Annotated in this window: 15 protein-coding genes and 1 pseudogene; 8 read left to right on the top strand and 8 right to left on the bottom strand. The window is 74.1% G+C overall.

Annotation, left to right across the window (positions count from 1 at the left end; translation table 11 throughout):
- Window positions 1-286: 286 nt before the first annotated feature.
- Together RZ50_RS08025 and RZ50_RS08020 are read left to right on the top strand one after the other, a co-directional pair.
- Window positions 287-2056: a phosphatidylglycerol lysyltransferase domain-containing protein gene (locus RZ50_RS08025; RefSeq protein ID WP_196951184.1), complete on the top strand. Its 1770-nt coding sequence runs from the start codon at window positions 287-289 to the stop codon at window positions 2054-2056.
- A 275-nt stretch (window positions 2057-2331) separates the two neighbouring features.
- Window positions 2332-3027 carry a hypothetical protein gene (locus RZ50_RS08020; RefSeq protein WP_196951163.1) on the top strand — a complete coding sequence of 232 codons (696 nt, stop codon included), beginning with the start codon at window positions 2332-2334 and terminating at the stop codon, window positions 3025-3027.
- 55 nt (window positions 3028-3082) lie between these two features.
- On the opposite strand, the gene RZ50_RS08015 is transcribed toward RZ50_RS08020, so the two are convergent.
- Together RZ50_RS08015 and RZ50_RS08010 are read right to left on the bottom strand one after the other, a co-directional pair.
- Entirely contained in the window at window positions 3083-4810 is a 1728-nt protein-coding gene (locus tag RZ50_RS08015; RefSeq protein WP_308271528.1) for a SpoIIE family protein phosphatase, read from the bottom strand.
- Window positions 4811-5594: 784 nt separating this feature from the next.
- Window positions 5595-5813, bottom strand: a pseudogene (locus RZ50_RS08010) (PAS domain S-box protein); the annotation flags it as partial.
- A 278-nt stretch (window positions 5814-6091) separates the two neighbouring features.
- Between RZ50_RS08010 and RZ50_RS30070 the strand changes: the two are divergent.
- The 4 genes from RZ50_RS30070 (at window position 6092) to RZ50_RS07990 (ending at window position 11496) form a co-directional block, all read left to right on the top strand.
- Window positions 6092-7333: a rhodanese-like domain-containing protein gene (locus tag RZ50_RS30070; protein WP_196950778.1), complete on the top strand. Its 1242-nt coding sequence runs from the start codon at window positions 6092-6094 to the stop codon at window positions 7331-7333.
- Window positions 7334-7438: 105 nt separating this feature from the next.
- Window positions 7439-8098 carry a DUF5819 family protein gene (locus RZ50_RS08000; protein ID WP_196950779.1) on the top strand — a complete coding sequence of 220 codons (660 nt, stop codon included), beginning with the start codon at window positions 7439-7441 and terminating at the stop codon, window positions 8096-8098.
- Complete coding sequence (locus RZ50_RS07995) at window positions 8095-9318, top strand: HTTM domain-containing protein (RefSeq protein WP_196950780.1); 1224 nt, start codon at window positions 8095-8097, stop codon at window positions 9316-9318. The genes RZ50_RS08000 and RZ50_RS07995 overlap by 4 nt, the downstream gene beginning before the upstream one ends.
- 60 nt (window positions 9319-9378) lie before the next feature.
- Window positions 9379-11496: an FUSC family protein gene (locus RZ50_RS07990; protein ID WP_196950781.1), complete on the top strand. Its 2118-nt coding sequence runs from the start codon at window positions 9379-9381 to the stop codon at window positions 11494-11496.
- A gap of 67 nt (window positions 11497-11563) precedes the next feature.
- Here RZ50_RS07990 and RZ50_RS07985 read toward each other — a convergent pair whose 3' ends face one another.
- On the bottom strand, window positions 11564-12235 hold the full coding sequence (locus RZ50_RS07985) for a hypothetical protein (protein WP_196950782.1): 672 nt from the start codon (window positions 12233-12235) through the stop codon (window positions 11564-11566).
- 102 nt (window positions 12236-12337) lie between these two features.
- Between RZ50_RS07985 and RZ50_RS07980 the strand changes: the two genes are divergently transcribed.
- The gene (locus RZ50_RS07980; protein ID WP_196950783.1) at window positions 12338-12994 is read left to right on the top strand and encodes a TetR/AcrR family transcriptional regulator; all 657 of its coding nucleotides are present in this window, start codon (window positions 12338-12340) and stop codon (window positions 12992-12994) included.
- Between the two features lie 5 nt (window positions 12995-12999).
- A complete protein-coding gene (locus RZ50_RS07975; RefSeq protein ID WP_196950784.1) occupies window positions 13000-13749 on the top strand; it encodes an RNA methyltransferase in 750 nt (249 codons plus the stop codon).
- 81 nt (window positions 13750-13830) lie between these two features.
- Here RZ50_RS07975 and RZ50_RS28955 read toward each other — a convergent pair whose 3' ends face one another.
- The 5 genes from RZ50_RS28955 to RZ50_RS07950 form a co-directional block, all read right to left on the bottom strand.
- On the bottom strand, window positions 13831-15360 hold the full coding sequence (locus tag RZ50_RS28955; RefSeq protein ID WP_308271527.1) for a peptidoglycan-binding protein: 1530 nt from the start codon (window positions 15358-15360) through the stop codon (window positions 13831-13833).
- Between the two features lie 333 nt (window positions 15361-15693).
- Window positions 15694-16605: a pyridoxamine 5'-phosphate oxidase family protein gene (locus tag RZ50_RS07965; protein WP_196950786.1), complete on the bottom strand. Its 912-nt coding sequence runs from the start codon at window positions 16603-16605 to the stop codon at window positions 15694-15696.
- A gap of 21 nt (window positions 16606-16626) precedes the next feature.
- Window positions 16627-17097 (bottom strand): VOC family protein, encoded by a 471-nt coding sequence (locus tag RZ50_RS07960; protein ID WP_196950787.1) that lies wholly within the window; start codon window positions 17095-17097, stop codon window positions 16627-16629.
- A gap of 186 nt (window positions 17098-17283) precedes the next feature.
- Window positions 17284-18303, bottom strand: coding sequence for an XRE family transcriptional regulator (locus RZ50_RS07955; RefSeq protein WP_196950788.1), 1020 nt, complete (start codon window positions 18301-18303; stop codon window positions 17284-17286).
- A 297-nt stretch (window positions 18304-18600) separates the two neighbouring features.
- On the bottom strand, window positions 18601-20766 hold the full coding sequence (locus RZ50_RS07950; protein ID WP_196950789.1) for a protease pro-enzyme activation domain-containing protein: 2166 nt from the start codon (window positions 20764-20766) through the stop codon (window positions 18601-18603).
- Window positions 20767-20896 lie beyond the last annotated feature (130 nt).

Genomic DNA, 20896 nt, shown 5'->3' with positions numbered 1-20896 from the left:
GGGGGTGTCCCCCCGCCGTTCGGCGGGGGTGGGAATCGGCTACCCGGTTCACGCAATTCTCAGGAATGGTGGTGAACCATGGAGTTGGCTGCCCATTTATGGGCCCTCCTCCCGGCTGGGCGGTAGGTCCGGCCGGGTGGTCGGTCAGTCCGTCGGGCCCGTGCGGGCGCCCGGCGCCGGGCCGTGTGCGGATGCGCCCCACCATCTGATCGTTTGGAATTGAGTTGTGTCGTCCACTGTGAAGTCGGAGCCGTCCGCCACGTCCCACGGGCCCCGGCCCGTCACCATGCTCGACCGCTGGCGGCCGAGGGCCGCCACGGCGTCCGTCTGGTACCTGAGGCTGCTCGCGCTGCTGAACGTGGCGACGGTGCTCCTGGTGCCCTTCCGCGACCAGGTCAGCGAGCACAACGAGGGTGAGTACTTCACCCCGTACCTGATGACCTCCGGTCTGGCGGCCGCGGTGCTCTCGATCTTCCTCGCCGTCGCGATGCGGCGGCGCAAGCGGGCCGCGTGGATCTTCAACGCGGCGCTCAGCAGCGTGTTCGCCCTGCTCTACCTGGCGGCCATGGTGCTGCCCGGCGAGCGGTTCAACAAGCATCCGCTCAACTACGTCTCGACGATCCTGACCTGCCTGTTCGTGCTGGCGCTGCTGATCGGGCGCAAGGAGTTCATCTCCAAGGGCGACCGCTCCAACCCGAAGACCGCGGCCGCCACCTTCGTTGGCGGGCTGGTGTTCGGCGGTGCCGTCGGCGCGCTGCTGGTCTGGCCGACCAACGAGCTGGCCGGCGCCGACTGGTGGGACCTCTTCCGCTACTCGGTCGGCCGGATGATCACCATCACCCCGTCCGAGCACCTGCGTTCGGTGATCGCCGCCCCGACCTGGGTGAACGCGGCGATCAACGCGATGGGCGCGGTGCTGTTCCTGCTGGTGCTGTACGTGGCCTTCCGCAGCCCGCGCGGCAAGGAGCTGCTGAACCCGCAGGACGAGGCGAAGCTGCGCGAGCTGCTGGCCAGGCAGGGCGAGCGGGACTCGCTGGGCTACTTCGCGCTGCGCCGGGACAAGGCGGTGATCTTCTCCCCCAGCGGCAAGGCGGCGGTGACCTACCGGGTGATCGGCGGGGTGTCGCTCGCCTCGGGCGACCCGATCGGCGACCCGGAGGCCTGGCCGGGCGCGATCGACGCCTGGCTGGCCGAGGCCCGCGAGCACGCCTGGGCGCCGGCCGTGATGGGCGCCTCCGAGGAGGCCGGGGTGATCTACGCCCGGCACGGGCTGGACGCGCTGGAGCTGGGCGACGAGGCGATCGTCGAGCTGGACGAGTTCTCGCTGGACGGCCGGGCGATGCGGGTGGTCCGGCAGGCGTACAACCGGGTCAAGCGGGCCGGGTACACGGTGCGGATCCGCCGCCACGAGGACATCTCCGAGGCGGAGATGGCGCAGCTGGTGGCCAAGGCCGACGAGTGGCGCGACGGGGCGACCGAGCGCGGCTTCTCGATGGCGCTGGGCCGGCTCGGCGACCCGGCCGACGGCCGCTGCGTGATGCTGGAGTGCCACGACGGGGACGGCGAGCTCAAGGCGCTGCTGAGCTTCGTCCCGTGGGGCCCGGACGGGCTCTCGCTGGACCTGATGCGCCGGGCCCGGGACACCGAGAACGGCCTGATGGAGTTCATGGTGATCGAGCTGCTGCAGCGCGCCGACGAGGTGGGGCTGAAGCGGGTCTCGCTGAACTTCGCGATGTTCCGCTCGGTATTCGAGCGCGGTTCGAGGCTCGGCGCCGGCCCGGTGCTGCGGCTGTGGCGTTCCATCCTCGGATTCTTCTCGCGCTGGTGGCAGATCGAATCGCTGTACCGGGCGAACGCCAAGTACCGGCCGATCTGGGAACCGCGCTACCTGCTGTTCGAGAAGAGCAGTGAGATTCCGCGCATCGGCATCGCGAGCGCACGCGCCGAGGGGTTCATCGTCGCGCCGAGTCTGCCCGCCCTGTTCCGTCGCCGGCACGCCGGGGCCACCGTGGTGGCGCCCCGCGTTCCGGTGGCGGCACGGGACGGGAAGGGGTAGCCCTCCGTCGGGGGGCGGAGGGGGGCCCTCGGTCTTAAGGGGGTCCGGTGGGGGGCGTGCCCTCCCTCCTGAGGATGACCCGTATCCCCATCCGTGCCGATGTGGATTTGTTAACAGGCTTCTAATGTTGGGGTAGCTGAGAAGTTCGGGATTCGGGAGAAACGCTTGTGAATCACAGGACCCACGCGGGGGGCGTGCGAAAGGGGCCGCTGGCGGTAGCCAGAACGGCCGCTGTCGCCGAGTGGGGGACGTTGTACCTGACGGTCCGGAACGCGGTGGCCCGGAAGAAGTTCGCCGCTGTTCCGCTGGCCACGCTGGCGACGTTTCTGATCCTGCTGTTCAGTGTCGTCCAGCACCTGCCGGGGGGCGAGCGCTTCGTCAACCACATCGGTGTGGTGCGGGCCTCGCTGCCGCTGGACGTCTCGCTGCTGCGGACGCCGCTGTCGTTGTACGTGCCGGCCCTGGACCTGCCGGTGTGGGGGGCACTGGCCCAGGTGTTCGTGGTCTTCGCGATCGCCGAGATCGTGCTCGGCCGGAGGATGACCCTGGTGGTCGCCTACGCCTGCACCCTGGCGGGCACGCTGTTCGCCCGGGTCGGGGTGGCGGTCGGGCCGGGCCACCTGTTCGGCTTCCCGAAGTGGGTCGCCTACGTGCGGGACACCGGGCCTTCGGCCGCGGTGGTGGCGCTGGCGATCTGCATCGCGTTCCGCACCCGGGCCTGGTTCACCGCCGGCCTGGTGGTGGTGCTGATGGTCGGCGAGGCCGTCGTGCTGCCGAACCTGGCCGGCCTGGAGCACGTCGTCGCGGTGATCACCGCGCTGCTGATCGCCGTCTCGGTCGAGGTCTTCGGGGACTTCTGGCCGCGGGTGCTGGCCGGGGTCGGCGCCGCCACCTCGGTGGCCGCGGCCGCCTCCCGGGAGGTCGCGGTGGAGGCCCGGCGGCGCAGCGCGGCGGGGGCCCTCATCCCCTGAGCGACGCTCCACCCGGTGTGGGGGCCGCGTACCCGGTCGTGCCGGGACGCGGCCCTCACGCGTGCGGGAGGGGGAGCTCGAACCAGACGACCTTGCCCACCGCCTTGCGGGCGGTGCCCCAGCGCTCGGCGAGCTTGGTGACCAGGGTGAGGCCGCGGCCGGTCTCGCCGAGCTGCTCGGCCGGCTCCAGCGAGGGCAGGTTGTGGTTGTCGTCGCTGACCTCGACCAGCAGCTTGTCCACCCGGATCAGCTGGAGCTGGACCGTGTCCCGGGCGACCCGCACGGCGTTCGTGACCAGCTCGCTGACCAGCAGCTCGGTGGTGTCGCTGAGCGCCTCCAGGTGCCAGGCGGCCAGCTGCTCGCGGACCAGCGAGCGGGCCCGGCCGACCTCCCGGTGGTCCACCGTGAGGTCCCAGGTGGCCACCTTGGACGGGGCGACCCCGTCGAAGCGGGCCACCAGCAGGGCGACGTCGTCCTTGCGGTCGTCCGTGTGCAGCCGCCGCAGCACCTCGTCGCAGGCCTGCTCGGGGCTCTGCTGCGGGTCGATCAGGTTGCCGCACAGCGCCGCCAGGCCTGCTCCTATGTCCCCGCCCCGGACCTCGACCAGGCCGTCGGTGCACAGCACCAGCATCGAGCCGTCCGAGACGTCGATGGTCTTGGCGACGAACGGCACCCCGCCCACGCCGATCGGTGCGCCGGCCGGGATCTCCAGCAGCTCGCCGGTGCCGTCCGGGTGCACCAGGACGGGCGGGACGTGGCCGGCGCTGGCCAGCTCACAGGTCCGGTTGATCGGGTCGTAGACCGCGTAGAGGCAGGTCGCCAGGTGGTCGTCGCCGAGCTTCTGGGCCAGGTTGTCCAGGTGGCGCAGCAACTGGCCGGGCGGCAGGTCCAGCGCGGCGAGGGTCTGCATCGCGGTGCGGAAGCGGCCCATCGCGGCCGCCGAGTGCAGGCCGTGGCCCATCACGTCGCCGACCACCAGGGCGACCCGGCTGCCGGGCAGCTGGATCGCGTCGAACCAGTCGCCGCCGACCTGGGCCTTCGGGTCGCCGGGCAGGTAGCGGTGGGCGATCTGCACGCCGGGGATCTGCGGCGGGCGGGTCGGGATCATCGAGCGCTGCAGGGTGGTGGCGACCCGGGCCTCGGCGCGGTGCAGCCGGGCGTTGTCCAGCGACAGCGCGGCCCGTACCGCCAGCTCCTTCAGGGTGGCGGCGTCGCTCTCGTCGAAGGGGGCGCGGTCGGGCAGCCGGAGCAGCTTGAGGATGCCGAGCACGGTGCCCCGGGCGGACAGCGGCACCACCAGCATCGACCGGCCGGAGACCACGGGGGCCAGCCGGGCGCCGCCGAGCGCGATCGCGTAGTCGACCGCGACGTCCGGGCTGACCACCGGGACCAGCACCGGCTGGTTCAGTTGCAGGGCCATCCCGGGCGGGGTCCGGCGGGGCATGCTGACCAGGGAGCCCTCGGAGAGCACGTGGTCCCAGGCGCCGACGGCCTCGTTGTAGACCAGGGCGACCCGGCGCAGCATGGTGTCGTCGTCCGGGCGGGCGGCCGGCAGTTCGGAGTCCGAGATCAGGCCGTCCACGAGGTCCACACAGGCGAAGTCGGCGACCCGGGGGACCAGCACCTGGCACAGCTCGCGGGCGGTGAAGCCGAGGTCCAGGGTGGTGCCGACCTTGCCGCCGACCTCGTTCAGCAGGGCCAGCTGCTCGCCGGCCTGGCCGTTGGTGAGGAACGGGCCCAGCCGTCCGCTCGGTGGGCCGGCGGCGCCCGCGGGAGCGGGCACGGGGACGGGCACGACGGCGGGGGCGTGCTCGGCCCGGCGCGGCGGGAGGCCGTGGGCGGACGGCTCGGCGGCCTGCGGCCCGACGGCGGTCTGCGGCTCGATGGCGGTCTGCGGCTCGATGGCGGCTCCTCCTCCGGAGCGTGGCGGTACCTCCCGGCCGTTGGCCGGGGGAGGGACGGCCGGCGGGCCCGCCGCCGTGCCGACGGCGGCGGTGGGCTGGACGACCTCGCGCTGGGTGGGCAGCGGACCGGACGGGCCGGGCGGACGGCGGCCGGGTGCGGACTGCTCGGGTTGCGGCGGCGGGCCGACCCGGGCGGCGCGCTGCTGGGGCGTCGGGTAGCGGCGGCCGAGCCCGGCGGCCGCGTTCCAGCCGCAGCGCGGGCAGCCCGGCCCGGGTCAGCGCCGCCAGCAGCGGCGCCCGGTGGGCGGCGGGCAGCAGCCGGGCCAGCGGTTCGGGCGGCTCGCCGTCGGCCGGGGTGAGGGCCGCGGTCAGCGCGTGGAAGCCGCCCCGGGCGGCCGGGGCGGCGGCGAACGGCAGCAGGCGCTCGCCGAGCGCGAGCCGGGGCCCGGCGGTGCGCAGCGGGCGGGCGTCGGCGGCCAGGGCGAGCAGTCCGCCGGGCGGGCCGGGCAGCGGGTAGGCCCACCAGAGCACGTCGCGCTGGTGTTCCTCGCGGTCGGTGACGGTCAGCCGGCCGGCCCAGGGGCGGCCCTCGGCGGTCAGCTCGGCCAGGGTGTCGAGGGCGTCGCAGGGGCGGCGCACCGCGCAGCCGCCCTGCATCCGCTGCTCCACGGCGGGCAGCAGGCCCGAGGCGGAGCGGTCGAGGGCGGTCTCGGCGCGGTGCCCGAAGAGTTCCTCGGCGGCCCGGCTCCACTGGGCGATGCGTCCGGCCCGGTCGACCAGGACGAGGGCGAGCCGTACCAGGGCGGCGACCCCGGTCCGGTGGTCGCCCGGTGCGGCCCCGGCGTCGGCCGGACGCGGTGTGGAGTTGGACTCGGCCACCATGGATTCGGTCTGCTCCCGCCTGGCCGCCACGCCTGGAGGCGGCCGTTTCTCCGGAGGAAGGCACGCTGTGCGGATACCAGCGAATCACGGACCGGGCCGGACTCGACACCGAAACGGGGAGATTCCTCAGGATCGGTTGCGTGTCACGTGCCGCGCGCCGGTTCACACCCCCGCTTCACCCGGACGGGGCTTACGCCGACGAGGGTAGGGTGGCAGGCCGGGCCGCCCGTGCGGCGGCACCGCAGGACGCAGCCGGCCGGACCAGACAGAGGCGAGAAGTGAGCGCACAGAGCCCCGTCCGCTGGACGGACCCGGAGCAGCAGGCGCTGGAGGAGCGGGTCGCCGCGGCCGAACTCGCCTGGCTCAGCATGGACGTGGACGTGCAGACGCTGCGGGTCGAGATCGACAACTTCGCCCTGATCCACCATCAGCTGCTCGGCCCGCTGTACGCCCGGCTGGACGAACTGGAGGCGCTGGTCGCCGAGGCGGTCGCGGCCCGCACCGGCCGGCCGGAGGACCTGCGACGGGCCGCCGAGGCCCGGCAGCAGGTCGAGGAACTGCCGGACCTGGACGCGCTGTTCGACTCCGTGCAGGAGAAGTCCCGGGAGCGGTCGGGGGAGGGGGCCGGGCCGGAGCCGTCCGAGACGGCTCCCCCGCCGCCCGCCGCGCCGGCCCGGGTGCGGCCCGGCAGGGAGGCGCAGCGGCTCTACCGCGAGCTGGTCCGCCGCGCCCATCCGGACCTGACCACCGACCCGGCCGAGCAGCGGCGCCGGGCGGACTTCCTGGTGCGGGTCAACGAGGCCTACGCGTACGGCGACGCCGCCGCGCTGGAGGGCCTGACCGCCGAGTGGTCCACCGCGCCGGAGGCCGCGCCGGCGCTCGACTCCCCCGACCGGCCGGGCTGGCTGCGCCGCAGGCTGGACTGGCTGACCGCCAAGATCGCCGAGACCGCCGCCGAGCAGGTCCGGCTGGAGCAGACCCCGATGGGCCAGCTGCTCGCCCTCGCCCCGCAGGACCCGGACCGGCTGCTGGAGCAGCTCGCCGAGGAACTGCTCGCCAAGGCCGCCGCTCAGCAGGCCGAACTGGAACGACTGCTCGGCGCCCCCGCGCACCCGCCGGTGGGCGAGAATGACCAGGACCCGACCTCCTCCCGGCCTTCGGCCGGGCGGTACCCCCCTCAGGAGAGCCACACGATGTTCCCGCAGATCCCCACCACCGACGCCGCCTCCGTGCCGGCCGACGCCGCTCTGCTGGACGTGCGCGAGCAGGACGAGTGGGACGCCGGCCACGTGGAGGGCGCGCTGCACATCCCGATCGGCGAGGTGATCGCCCGGATCGGCGAGCTGCCCGACGAGAAGCTGTACGTGCTCTGCCGGGTCGGCGGCCGCTCCGCGCAGGTCGTCCAGTACCTGGTGCAGCAGGGCCGGGACGCGGTGAACGTGGACGGCGGGATGTACGCCTGGGAGGGCGCGGGCCGTCCGATGGTCAGCGGCGGCGGGCAGGCTCCCTTCGTCCTGTAGTCACACCGGCCTGTAGTCACACCGGCGGCCCCGGTGGCGTACGGCAGGATGGGCGCGCGACGCGCCGGTAGCGGGCCGGTGGCGCGCCGACCGGCGGGGGAGGCCATGACGGAGACCACGGACCGGCCGGCCCTCGGACGGGCCTGGTCGCGGCCGGCGCAACTCGTCCTCGGCCTCGCCGCGGCGGTGCTGCTGAGCGGTACCGGCCTGTTCCTCGCCGCGGTGTTCCTGCACGTCGCGCCCGCCAACTCGCTGTCCCGGAAGTACCGGGACGAGGTCGACGGCGTGGTGTACCCGGAGTTCGAGCAGAACTGGAAGCTGTTCGCCCCCAACCCGTTGCAGCAGAACATCGGTGTGGACGCCCGGGTGCGCACCGCCGCGGACGGCTCCGACGCCCGCACCCGCGACTGGATCGGGCTGACCGCGCAGGACCTCGCCGCCGTTCGGGGCAACCCGGCGCCCAGCCACGCCGACCAGAACCTGCTGCGCCGGGCCTGGGACTTCTACGACGGCTCGCACGACCCGCAGGACGAGAAGCCGGTCGGCCCGCGCGGCAGGCTCGCCGAGCAGTACCTCAAGCGGATCGCGCTGCAGCGGATCGGACGGGCGGTGGACGGCGAGCGCGTCGTGGAGATCGAGTTCCGGGTGACCTCGACCACCGTCCCGCCGCCGGCCTGGAGCGGCGAGGCGGCGCCGCCCGCGCCCAAGGTGCGGGAGCTGCCGTGGTGGCCGGTCGAGGACGAGGACTACCGGGGGCTCGGGTGAACGAGGCGTCGGTGCGGGAGCCGGGCCTGACGCCCGGTATCCCGCACCAGGGCGGGCCGCCGCCCGCCTCCGTGGCGGCCCCGGGCGGGCCGGGGCCGGCGCTCGGCCGGGCCCTGGCGGCGTTCACCGGGCGGGCGCTCGGGCGGCACCAGGCCGCGGTGGTGCGGATCGGCTTCGGGCTGGTCTGGCTCACCTACCTGCTGCGCGAGTGGCCGCACCGGCGGGTGCTGTACGGCGACCGCTCGCCCTGGTCGATGGAGCTCGCCCAGCGGCTGCTGGCCGACAACGGGGCGTTCACCGTGCTGCCCTGGTTCGGCGGCCGGCTCTGGTTCGAGCTGGTCTACCACCTGGCGGTGCTGGCCGCGCTGGCGGTGCTGCTGGGCTGGCGGACCAGGGCGAGCACGGTGCTGTTCCTGGTCACCGTGCTGTCGTTGCAGAACCGCAGTGTCCTGCTCGGCGACGGCGGGGACAACGTCGTCCACCTGATGGCGGTCTACCTGGTCTTCACCCGCTGCGCCGAGGTGTGGTCGCTGGACGCTCGAAGGGTGCGGCCGGGGTGGGGCGGGGTGGTGCTCTGGGCGCTGCTCGGCGCGGCGCTGGCGGCCGGTCAGTTCGGCGGCTTCTCCGGCGACAGCCTGACCTGGACGGGCCCGACCTTCCCGTACCTCGGCTGGTCGCCGCTGTTCTGGGGGCTCTGGGCGGTGGCCGGGCTCTGGTGGCTGCTCGGCCGGCTGCGGCCGCTGGGCGAGCCGCGGGCGGTGCTCGACGCGCTGGCGAACATGGTGCACAACTGCGCGATGCTGGTGATCGCCGCCGAGGTGGTGCTGATCTACGCCACGGCCGGCTGGTACAAGGTGCAGGGTTCGCGCTGGCAGGACGGCACCGCGCTGTACTACCCGCTGCACCTGGACTACTTCGCCCCCTGGCCGGGGCTGTCCGCGCTGCTCGGCTCGGCGCTGCTGCCGGTGTTCCTGATCTCGTACGGCACGGTGATCCTCCAGGTCGCCTTCCCGTTCACGCTGTTCAACCGGCGCGTCAAGAACGTGCTGCTGGCGGTGATGATGGCCGAGCACCTGGGGATCGCGGTGGTGCTCGGGTTGCCGGTGTTCTCGCTCGCGATGATCGCGGCGGACGCGGTGTTCCTGCCGACCGGGGTGCTGCTCGGGGCGGCGGCGTGGCTGCGCCGGATCCGGCGCGGGGCAGGCCGATCCGAGTCGTAGGGCGTGTCCTGCGGATCTCCGCCGTGTCCGCGACGTCAGGGCACGCCCTAGGATGTCGCTATGTCCTGGTTCGACGCCCTTCGCGACACCGCGCGGACCGGACTCACCCTGGACCGGGCGCTCACCGATCCCAAGCGGGCTGTGCGCGGGGCGGTCGCGGTGGCGCTGGTGCTCTTCCCCACGCTCGCGCTCGGCGGGGTCGCGCTGGCGACCTCGGCCGCGATGGGGGCGTTCATCGCCGGTTCGGCCACGTTCCAGCGCAGCTTCCGGCCCCGGGCCAGCCTCGCCGTCGCGGCCGGGGTCGGGCTCGGCATCAGCACCTTCCTCGGCTACCTGGCCGCCGGGGTCACCGGGTTGTTCCCGGTGCTGCTCGCGGTGTGGGCCTTCGGTGCCGGGCTCGCGTGGGCGATCGGGCCGACCGCCGGGGTGGTCGCGGCCAACACCGTCTCGGTGATGCTGATCGTCGTGCAGCTCCCGGTCAGTACGACCGCCGCGCTCGGGCACGGGCTGGTCGCCGCGCTCGGCGGAGTCGTCCAGGCCGTCGTCATCACCGTGTGGCCGATCGGGAGTTGGAGCGCCCAGCGGGACGCCCTCGCCGACACCTATGCCGAACTCGCCGACTACGCACGGAGGTTGAGGCAGGATCCGATCGCGCACGTGGATCCGGCGCCGTTCATGACCGCCCGTTACGCCTCCGCCGTGACGCCCTGGCAGGACCGCCACCGGCCGCCCGAACTGCGTGGCCTGCGCGGCATCGCCGAGCGCATCCGGCCCACCCTCGCCGCGCTCGCCGACCCCAAGGTGGGCGCCCCCGAGGAGGGGCCGGAGCGCGACCGGGCCCGCGAGGTGCTGGCGGCCTCCGCCGAGGTCATGGACGCCCTCGCCCGGGCGATCCGCACCGGCGATCCGGTACGGCTCCCCCGCTCGGCGCCCTCGCTCACCCTGGTGCCGCCGGACGACGGCCCGCGCTTGCAGGGGGCGGCCCGGCGTTCCTCCCGGCGGCTGACCGGGCTGCTGCGGAAGGCCTCGGACACCCTGGAGCGGAACGACGCGGACACCATCACCACGCCCGTGGTCGGGGCCGGCGGGGCGCTGCACAAGCCGTCGATCTCCCGGATAATGCCGGTCGCGCTGCGGGCCGTACGGCGCCAGGTGCAGCCGCATTCGGCGATCTTCCAGCACGCCGTCCGGCTCTCCGGGGTGGTCACCGTCTCCTACCTGGTGGCCCGGCTGGCCGGGTTCCAGCACGGCTACTGGGCGCCGATGACCGCCGCGATGGTGATGCGGCCGGACTTCGCCCAGACCTACAGCCGGGGTGTCGCCAGGCTGGCCGGGACGGTCGTCGGGGTCGCCGCCTCGACGCTGGTGGTGCAGCTCCTCCACCCCGGGCAGTGGGTGCTGGCCGCGCTCGCGGTGGTGTGCATCGGCGGGTCGTACCTCGCCTTCCGTACGGGGTACGCGCTGACCACGGTCGGGATCTCGACGTACGTGGTGTTCCTGCTCGGGCTTCAGGAGGGGAACCCCCTGGTGACGGCCGTCGAGCGGGTGGGGCTCACGCTGCTCGGCGGTTCGATCGCGCTCGTGACGTACGCGCTGTTCCCCACCTGGCAGACCGCCCGGCTCGGCGAGCGGCTCGCCGAGTGGCTGGCGGCGGCCGGGCGGTACGCGGCGGCGGTGATCGCCTGTTACGAGCGGCCGGCGGCGTCGCGGGGGCGGGTGGTGCGCAGCGCGCTGCTGGACTCGCGGGAGGCGCGGTCCGAGCTCATCCAGGCGATGCAGCGGGCCGACGCCGAGCCGGGACGGCACGAGTCCGGGCTGACCGGGGTGAGCCGGCGCCAGATCGACCGGGCCCGGGCGGCGGTCGGGCACCTGGGGCGGGCGGCGGTGCTGCTGGAGGCGCACCTGCCGGGGGAGGACGCCGAGCCGGTGCCGGGCGCGGCGGAGTACGCGGAGGAGCTGCAACTGACCACGGCGCTCGCGGCGGCGGCGCTGCTGACCGGGCGTCCGGTGGAGTTCGGGGCGGTGCGGGAGGCGCAGGCCCGGCTGGAGGAGGGCCTGGCGCAGGCGCCGGCCGGGGTGCAGCGGGACGTGCTGCGGGCGGGGACGCGGCTGGTGGGGCAGGCGCTGAAGGACCTGGAGCGGGCGCTGCGCGGCAGCGCGAAGGGGGACGTGCCGTAGGCCCCCGCGCCCCCGACCGGGTGTCGGGGGCGCGGGGATGTTTCACGTGGAACATGCCCCCGAGGGGTCAGGCGGCGGCGTGGGCCGCTTCGAGCCAGTTGGTGAACTCGCAGGCGAAGTGCCACTGGTGGCCGGTGGGGAGGAGGTCGGGGGCGGCCTCGGGGAACTGGACGGTGAGGCGGATCCGCAGGCCGTCCGGGGTGTCGGCGAACTCGTGCATCACCCGCAGCACCTCGGTGCCGTCGGCCAGGGTGCCGGTGCCGCCGATGCGGACGGGGAAGGCCTCGTGGCCGGGTCCGGCGATGGGGACGTCGTCGTGGAAGCGGAGGAGGAAGCGGGCCGGGCCGGTGCCGATGGTCTCGATGATCTCGACCCGCTCGCCGGCGGAGTCGGCCAGGTAGTGCTCGGGGTTGGCGGCGAGCAGGGCGGTGCGGTCGCCGGCCCGCAGGCGGCCCTGCCACCAGGCGAGGAAGCCGTCGGCGTCGATGCCGGTGGCGGTGAGTTCGGTGACGGCGGTGCGCCAGCGGCCCCCGGAGGCGCGGGCCCAGCCGGCCAGGTCGGCGTCGGAGGCGGTGGTGTCGGGGGTGAGCAGCTCGCGCATCCGGTCGTCGCCGAGGCGCTGCTTCAGCAGCCGCAGGGCGGCGCGGGCGCGGTCGAGTTCCCAGGCGAGGACGGCTTCGCGCGGCCGGGGGGTGCCGTCGAGCTCGGTGCGGACGGTGAGCGGGGTGCTGGTCGTCATGGCGTCGCTCCTCGAAGAGGACGAATAGGCGGAGAGATTTTCTCCGCTTCGTTGGCGACGCTAGCATAGGTGGAGAGAAGTTCTCCGGATAGGGGTCATGACATGAGGGCCGACGCGGCACGCAGCCGGCGCAGGATCCTGGACGCCGCCTGCGAGGTGTTCCTGGAACGGGGGCCGGACGCCCCGCTGGACGCGGTGGTCCGGCGGGCGGGCGTCGGCCCCGCCACCCTCTACCGGCGCTTCCCCGACCGGGAGGCGCTGGTGCGCGCACTGGTCACCGACCTGCTGGCCCGGCTCACCGAGGCCGCCGAGGAGGCGCGGCGGGCCGAGGACGACCCGTACCTGGCACTGCGCCGCTTCGTGCACGCGGCCGCCGACCTGCGGATGGGCGCGGCGATCGTGGTGCTGCTGGAACACCTGGTGGTGGACGGGGAACTGGCGGCCGTCCGCCGGGGCACGGTCACCGCGGTCGAGGGCCTGCTGCACGCCGCCCGGGACGCCGGACGGCTGCGGGCCGACGTCGGGATGGGCGACCTGGTGCTGCTCTGCGTCCGGCTCTCCCGCCCGCTGCCGGGCGCGCTGGCCGCGCTGGACGCGGACGGCTCGCTGGTCCACCGGCACCTGGACCTCGCACTGGCCGGGCTGGCCGCGGCGCCCGGCGACCAGGAGGGCGCGCCGCGCCGGGCGCTCGGCTTCGACGAGGTGATCGCCGCCGCCGGCCGCCCCGGCGAGCCCGGCCCGACCGGGGTGGCAGAGTGAACCGCATGGACGACGAGGCGGTACGGGCGTGGCGGGCGGCGGAGCGGGAGCCGGAGGCGGTGCTGCTGGACGGGTTCCACGCGCTGAAGCACGCGCTGCGCTTCGGCGGTGACGTCCGCCGGGTGCTGACCGCCGACCGGGCCGCGCTGCTGGCGCTGGCCGGCGAACTGGCACCGGACGTCGCCCCCGCGCTGGACGCGCTCGCGGTGGAGCTGCCGGAGGACCGGCTGCGGACGCTGGCACCCCGGCTGCACCCGACCGGGGTGATCGCGCTGGCGCTGCGCCCCTCGGCGCGGGCCAACCGGGAGGCGCTGGCGCACCGTCCGCGCCGGGCGCCGGTCGTGGTGCTGGAGAACCCGCGCAACCTGGGCAACGTCGGGGCGGTGATCCGGCTGGCGGCCGGATTCGGCGCCGCCGGGGTGGTGACCACCGGCGACCTGGACCCGTGGCACCCGACCGTGCTGCGCGGCAGCGCGGGCCTGCACTTCGCCACCGCCGTCGAGCGGCTGGCGCTGCCCGAACTGCCCGCCGGGCCGCTGTACGTGCTGGACCCGGAGGGCGCGGACATCCGGGACCTGCCGTTCCCGGACGACGCGCTGCTCGCCTTCGGCACCGAGCGGCACGGCGTCTCGGCGGAGCTCAAGGCCCGCGCCGACCACCTGGTCGCGGTGCCGATGCAGCCGGGGGTGTCCAGCTTCAACCTGGCGACCAGCGTCGCGATGGGCCTGTTCCACTGGATGTCCGGCAAGCGCTGAGGCGCGGCGCCCGACCGCGGGCGCCGCGCCTCAGAGGGGACGTCAGGGGACGTCCCGCCCCGGAGGGGACGTCAGGAGACGTCAGGAGAAGAGGCGGCGCCAGGTGTCCTGGCCCGGGTAGCCGTCGGCCTCGCTGCCGCGCCAGCCCTGCGCCTGCTGGAACGCCTGGACGGCCCGTCGGTCGGCCTCGCCCCACTGCGGGCCGGGGCCGACGCTGTAGTAGCCGCCGTAGCCCTTGCGGACCAGCTGCTCGCCGAGCTGCCGGACGTAGTCGTTGTTCTGGCCCGGGGCGAAGTACTGCGCGCCGGGGAAGGCCGTGGTGCCGGTGGGCGGCGGGGGCGGCAGTGGGGTGCCTCCGCCGTCGATGTTGCGGCCCTTGCCGTTGACGAGGTAGTCCCAGGTGGCCTTGCCGGGGATGCCGTCGGCTTCGCTGCCGGTCCAGCCCTGTGCCTGCTGGAAGGCCTGGGTGGCCTTGCGGTCGGCCTCGCCCCAACGCGGGCCGGGGCCCTCGGAGTAGAAGCGGGACCCGCCGCGCTGGGCGAGCATCTGGCCGAGCTTGGTCACGTACGCGTTGTTGGCGCCGGGCCCGAACTTGTCGGCACCCGGGAAGGCGTTGGTGTCGGTGGGCGGCGGGGGCGGGAGCGGGGTGCCTCCGCCGTCGATGTTGCGGCCCTTGCCGTTGACGAGGTAGTCCCAGGTGGCCTTGCCGGGGATGCCGTCGGCTTCGCTGCCGGTCCAGCCCTGTGCCTGCTGGAAGGCCTGGGTGGCCTTGCGGTCGGCCTCGCCCCAACGCGGGCCGGGGCCCTCGGAGTAGAAGCGGGACCCGCCGCGCTGGGCGAGCATCTGGCCGAGCTTGGTCACGTACGCGTTGTTGGCGCCGGGCCCGAACTGGTCCGCACCCGGGAAGGCGTTCGAGGTGGTGCCGCTGCCGTTGCCGCCGTTGCCGCCGCTGGACAGACCGGTGTAGCGGTAGGGCACGTAGGAGCCGGAGTTGTTCCAGTAGGCGTACGGGGTGGAGCGCTTGATGGTGTTCGGGGAGGTCTGCTCGTAGGAGATGTACCGGGTCTGCGAGGAGTCGGCCCAGCCGCCGAAGATCGTCACGTGCGAACCGGCCTGCGGGTTGGCCGCGTTGTTGTAGATGAGCACGTCGCCGGGCTGGAGGTCGCTCTTGCCGATCCGCTCGGCGAAGTTCGGCAGGGTCCAGGTGGTCTGGCTGCTGCCGAGGCCCCAGGCCATCGAGACGAAGCCGGAGCAGTCCTGGCGGTAGCCGTCCGACCAGTAGCGGCTCATGCTGTACGGCACGCCCTGGTCGACCCAGCTCTGCGCGCGCTGGATGATGTCGGCGCGGGTGACGGGCGCCGCGGTGGCGCGCGGGGCGGCGAAGGTGCGGGCGCCGGGTGCCTGGCCGTACAGGCCGCTGACCTCGCCCTGCGGGGTCTGCGGGGTCTTGGCCGTGCTGCTGCCACCGCCCGGAGTGGGACTGGGGGCGGGGGCTGCGGTGGCGGAGCCGGCGGCGGCCGTCCCGCCGCCGATCGCGGTGCCCACGGCGGCCATCAGCACGGCCGCCCGGCGGCGCATGCTGCGAGCCGCGGGGTGACCGCCCTCGTGCACCGGCGCGGCGTTCCTCCGGGCACGGCGGCGCGCACTGCAGCCCCCACATATGCAGTCCTCCTCCGGTTCGACTTCGTCGAAGGCCATGAGTGGGGACAGGGGTTCGGTAAGGGTCATGCTCCGCCTCTTTCCTGCGGTCTTTCCTGGTCAGCGCCTGACGACGAGACAGGAATGGCCTTCCCGGCCCTGATCCGCGTGTTATCGGGACCAAAGTCCCAAAGTGGGGCGGAAGTGTCATGGTGGATTAGGCCGAACGGGTGAGGACCGTTCCGTTTCCGGGCGTGGCGGTGGCCCGGTGGAACCAATGGGGCCGGTACGGACCATGAGTCCGGATCAGCGCGGGTCGGCGGGCGAGTACTCGGGATCCGTCCAGGTCAAGGGGGTGGCATCGACCAGCTCCAGAACGCCGGTGACGGTGAGTTCGACCATCCGCTCGGCGCCGGGGGCGGACTGCCGGGCCTCCTCGGACCAGTCGGTGCGGGCCTCGCCGGTGACCAGCAGCGCCCCGCCGGTCTCCCAGTCGGGCAGCAGCAGGCCGGCCCGGGGATCCAACTCCAGGTTTCCCAGCGTCATGAACATGCTGTTGCCGGGGTATTCGGGCCAGCGCAGCCGGTCCGGTGCCACCGCCTCCAGGAAGCCGGGGAGGCCGCCGCGGTGCGAGGCGTCCACGGTGCCGTCCGGGCCGGTGGTGGCGATGAAGAAGGTGTCCGCGGTGGCCGCGAACAGCCGCTGCCCGGTCGACAGCGCCGGGCCCGCGGCGACCGTGCGGGGCGGGCCGGCGTCCGGGCGGTCCAGCGGGGTGCGGCGCTGGATGTACTTCGGGCAGTTGGCGACCACCTCCTGGGCGTGGATCCGCAGTCCGCCCCTGCCGTCCGGGGCCGAGTGGCCGTTGAGCCGCATCCGGCGGCGGCCGGCCGGGTCCAGGGCGATGGTGCCGACCCGGGCCGGGCGGGCCAGCGCCCCGGCCAGCGGGTCGGCCCCGGCCGGGCGGGCGGCGACCGCCAGGGTGCGCTCGTCGGGGGCCTGGAGGAAGCCCGCCGGGCCGGACAGCTGGGTGGCCCAGACCTGGCCGTCCTGGTCGGCGGCGCCGACCACCAGCATCCGGCGCTCGGTCAGGAAGCGGGCGGCGACGGCCGGAACGGTGCTGCGGATCGACCGGCCGGCGTGGTCGGCCCGTTCGGTGCGGCCGGCCCGGGCCTGGGCGGCCCGCTCGCCGGGGTGGTAGGGCGTGCCGACGGCGGTCATGGTGTCCTCCCTCCGGCCCGTCTAGAAGAAGCCGCAGGTCGGGGCGGTGGCGTCGGGCGCGACGGCCTCCGTCCCGTCCACCCCGGTGCGGGTGTGGATCTCCAGGCGGATGCCGTCCGGGTCGGTGAAGAAGATGCCGCCGGAGGCGGAGCCCTCGCTGTGCGGGACGACGCCGTCGTGGGCGAACCCGGTGCCCAGTTCGCGCAGCAGGCGTTCGGCGGCGCGGACCTCGTCGAGGCTCTCCACCTCGAAGGAGAGGTGGTGCAGGCCGGGGGCCGCGGTGGGGAAGGCGCCGGTGCTCTGCTGCCAGAGCGTCACCACCAGGCGGCCGTCGCGGCCGAGCAGGGCGTAGCGGCGCTCGGCGTCGGTGCCCTCCTGGGCGACTTCGAGGCCGAGCACGGCGCGGTAGAAGTCGATCGAGCGGGCCAGGTCGGTGACGTTCAGGCCCACGTGGCCGGTCTGCAGGGTGCGGAGCAGGGTGCCGCTGGACATGCCTGGTCACTCCCGGGGCTGGGGCGTCCGGCCAGGCTCCTGCCTAACCGGTACTCGTGAGGTTATGGGTTAGGTGATGGAGCGTCAACCGTTTCCCGAAGGTGAAGTGGTCGGTTGATCCGGAGGGGGGAACGCAGGAGCCCCGCCGGACCTGACGGTCCGACGGGGCTCCCGGGGCGGCAGGGGTCAGGCCCACTCCCAGCGGATGCCGATGTGGCCCGGCTGTTGGTCCGGGGCCAGGACGTGGGCGCTCGCGGAGGCGCCGATCCACAGCTGTTCGCGCCGGTGGTCGACGTCGGCGCCCGGCTCGCGGTCGTAGCGCTCGCAGTGCACCGGGACGGCCGCCGGGTCGAAGTGCACCTGGAGGACGTACTCGCGCACGGGCGTGGCGAAGCGGCGGCTGTACTCCAGGGTCGGGCCGCCCGGCGGGATCTCCACCTCGTACTCGAAGACCGTGCTGTCGCCGAGCCCGAGCGGGCGGTCCAGCATCAGCTCGGCGACGGTCAGCCCGGCCTCCGGACGGCGGCGGACCCGGCCGAGCCGGCCGTGCCGCACCGAGGTGACCTCCGGGCAGCCGGTGGCCTCCTCGTCGGCCTTGTGCACGACCAGGCAGCGGCCGACGCCGCCGACCGTGGCGCGCACCACCTGGCGCATCCGCAGCAGGTTGGCGCGCCGCTCGGCGTCCACGTAGTACGAGTCGTGGATGCTGAGCCGCTCCAGCTCGCCGGCCGGCGGGGCGTCCAGCTCGGCGAAGATGGCGGCGATCTCCTGCTCGCCCGGCCAGACGTCCTCCAGCCCGAGGTGGCTGGTGTTCGCGGCGGCGGCCCAGCGGCCGCGCGGGCGCGGCGGGCCGAGCAGCGAGGAGAGCGAGCTGTGCGGCAGGCCGAGCAGCTCTTCGAGCAGGTGGACGGCGCGCAGCGAGCTGGCCCGTTCGGGCTGGCTGCGGCCGCGGCGCCAGTAGCTCAGCGTCGTGACGCTGACCCTGACGCCCCGTCCGGCGAGCGCCGCGCGGATCCGGTCCAGGCTGAGGCCGCTGGACTCGATGGCCAGGTGGAGGGCGTCCGCGAAGCCGCCGGCCGGGGCCGGGCGTCCGGCGGACGGTACGGGGGCCGGGGCGGCCGGCGCGGGGACGGTCGGGCCGGGGCGCTCCGTACCCGATCCGACGAGACGGAGCCGTGCGGCGTCCTGAGGCTGCTGTGCGGCCATGCGGTGACCCTCCCCACCAGGTGAGTTCGGCGGGACCGGTTCGGCGCCGGGGCGCGCCGCCAGCGGCTTCACCGAGCTTTGGGGAACCCTATGCACGGTCGAGAGGCTACGTCATCAGTCGTGCGTATGACAGTGGTCACGACGGGTGAACCGGATGGTTATCGATCTTGAAACAGTCCGGAAACACGGGGGTCCGCCGGTGGCCGGCCCCGGAAAGCGGACACCGCCGGGGCGGGCCGTGTCGGCGCCGCCCCGGCGGGGGCCTGGAGGGTGTTGCCGGTTCCTACCGGCCGGTGATCACTGGACGTTCAGCGCGACGTCGTCGATCACGAAGCTGGTCTGGTTGGAGCCGTCCTCGGTGCCGGTGAACTTGAGGGTCACGGTCTGGCCGGCGAAGGAGGTCAGGTCGACGGTCTGCTGGACGTAGCCGGCGGCCGCGTTCACGTTGGACCAGGTCTTCAGCGTGGTGCTGTTGGCCTGGAGGGTCAGCTTGTCGTACGCGGTGGTGCCGGTCTCCGCGGTGTCGATGTGCAGCCAGAAGGTCAGCTTGGCGGAGGTGCAGCCGGTCGGGACCGAGACGGTCTGCGACAGGGTGTCGGTGTGGGTGGTGCCGTAGCCGTCCAGCCAGGCCTTCCAGCTGCCCGAGTGGGCCGGCTCGGAGGCGCTGTTGTCGATGACGCCGGAGGAGGTCGTCCACGGGGCGGCGGTGCCGGTCTCGAAGCCGCCGTTGCCGATCAGCTGGGCGGGGGTGCAGCCGCCGGTGGGCGGCGGGGTGGTGCTGCCGCCGCCGAGCAGGGCGGTGGTCAGCTGGTCGGCGGCCGGGGAGCCCCAGCCGGTGACCTGGTCGTAGCCGGTGCCGGCGGAGTAGTCCTGGTTGGCGCCGGTGGTCACGTCGTGGAAGGCGCTGCCGTAGCTGCTGCTGTTCGCGACCGAGTACAGTCGCGGGCTCGCCTCGCCGAGGACCGGCTGCCCGGCGGCCTTGGCCTTCTGGTTGAACTGGGCGGCGTAGCCGGACCACAGCGGCGCGGCCGCGCTGGTGCCGCCGTAGACCTGCCAGGCGCCGGCCGTGTAGATCGCGAAGCCGCTCGCCGGGTCGGCGTTGGAGGAGACGTCCGGGACGGTGCGCATGGTGCCGTTGACGCCGGTGCCGGTCTGCCAGGCCGGCTTGCTGAACACGGTGGAGACGCCGCCGCCGGCGGTGCTCCAGGCGCTCTCCGAGGAGTAGCCGTTGCCGCTGGTGACCTTGAGGTTGGTGCCGCCGACCCCGGTCTGGTGCGGGCTGGACGCCGGGAAGTCGACGGCCTTGACGGTCGAGCCGCTGGTGGAGCGGGTGCAGTCGCGCGAGCCGTCGTCGCCGGAGGCGGAGAAGATCGAGATGCCCTGGGCGGCGGCCTGCTTGAAGGCGTTGTCGACGGCCGTCATCGAGGCGGCGGTGGTGTCCGGCTCGCAGGAGCCCCAGGAGATCGAGATGACCGAGGCCCGGTTGTCGGCCACGATCTTGTTGGCCATGTCGATCTCGCCCTGGTCGCTGTTGGGCGCCTCGTAGACCAGCTGGGTCGCCTTGGGGGCGGCGCCGCGGACGATCTCGCTGTCCAGCTCGACCTCGCCCTGGCCCTGGCCGGGGGCGGAGTCGTAGGAGGCGCCGTCCACCGAGACGGTGGTGACGGCCGGGCCGCTCAGGCCGTACTGGGAGTCGTAGGTGGTCAGGTTCGAGGACTGGTAGCCGTCGAACTCCCAGAGGGCGACGGTGCTGCCCGTGCCGTCGGCGCCGGTCTTGTTCAGGTTGTAGGCGCCGTCGTACTGGGCCGGGCCGAAGCCGCTCGGCGTGGCGGTGGCGGCGTTCGGGGTGACCGAGTTCGGCTTGGCCAGGCGGTTCTTGCGCACCGCGTGGTTGTCCAGGCCGCTCACGCCCTGGACCACGGCGGCCAGGTCGGAGGGGATCGAGGCGGCGTCGTCGTTGGCGAAGAAGGCGCGCTGGAGCTGCGGGTCCAGGTAGGAGCTCTCGTGGGTGCCGAAGGCCTGCGAGATCTGCGCGGTGGTGCCGCGGGCGTTGACCACCTGGCGGTTGGCGCTCACGTCGGTGACGGTGAGGCCCTGCTGGGCCAGGTACGTCCTGACCTGGTCCACGGACTGCTGGCTCGGGCCGAACTGGGCGGTGAACTGCTCCGGCGTCAGGTACTTGCCGAACTCGGGCGAGCCGGGGGTGGTGACGGCGGTGAGGAAGCGGTCCAGGGCGTCGGGGTTGCGCAGCTTCAGGTTGACGGACACCGAGATCTGCTGCTCGGCCGGGACGTCACCCTTCTTCTCCGAGTGGGCCACCGCGGGGTTCACGGTGTTCGGCAGGGCGACGCGCGGGGTGGCGTGCGGGGTGGGAGCGGCCTGCGCGGTGGAGACGCCGAGCGAGACGGCGGTCAGCGGCAGGACGGCTATCGCCGCGGCGAGAGCGAGGGAGCGGGGGCGCAACGTGTCCTCCTCTGGCCGGCTGTGGGGGCCGGCAGGGGCCAGGCGTTCCGGGGTAGAACGCTGGCTAGAACATGACAGAACAGCTGCGCGAGGTGGCTCATGGCCAGGCAATTCGTTGCTAAAAAACAGT

The organism is Kitasatospora sp. SUK 42, from assembly GCF_015776785.2.
Lineage (GTDB): Bacteria > Actinomycetota > Actinomycetes > Streptomycetales > Streptomycetaceae > Kitasatospora.
This window is presented reverse-complemented; position numbering and strand designations above follow the sequence as displayed.

Coding starts and splice junctions, on each gene's coding strand:
- RZ50_RS08000 (WP_196950779.1), top strand. CDS start 7,439: ATGACGGAGACCACGGACCGGCCGGCCCTCGGACGGGCCTGGTCGCGG.
- RZ50_RS07990 (WP_196950781.1), top strand. CDS start 9,379: ATGTCCTGGTTCGACGCCCTTCGCGACACCGCGCGGACCGGACTCACC.
- RZ50_RS08025 (WP_196951184.1), top strand. CDS start 287: ATGCTCGACCGCTGGCGGCCGAGGGCCGCCACGGCGTCCGTCTGGTAC.
- RZ50_RS07980 (WP_196950783.1), top strand. CDS start 12,338: ATGAGGGCCGACGCGGCACGCAGCCGGCGCAGGATCCTGGACGCCGCC.
- RZ50_RS07955 (WP_196950788.1), bottom strand. CDS start 18,303: ATGGCCGCACAGCAGCCTCAGGACGCCGCACGGCTCCGTCTCGTCGGA.
- RZ50_RS07975 (WP_196950784.1), top strand. CDS start 13,000: ATGGACGACGAGGCGGTACGGGCGTGGCGGGCGGCGGAGCGGGAGCCG.
- RZ50_RS07960 (WP_196950787.1), bottom strand. CDS start 17,097: ATGTCCAGCGGCACCCTGCTCCGCACCCTGCAGACCGGCCACGTGGGC.
- RZ50_RS07965 (WP_196950786.1), bottom strand. CDS start 16,605: ATGACCGCCGTCGGCACGCCCTACCACCCCGGCGAGCGGGCCGCCCAG.
- RZ50_RS07985 (WP_196950782.1), bottom strand. CDS start 12,235: ATGACGACCAGCACCCCGCTCACCGTCCGCACCGAGCTCGACGGCACC.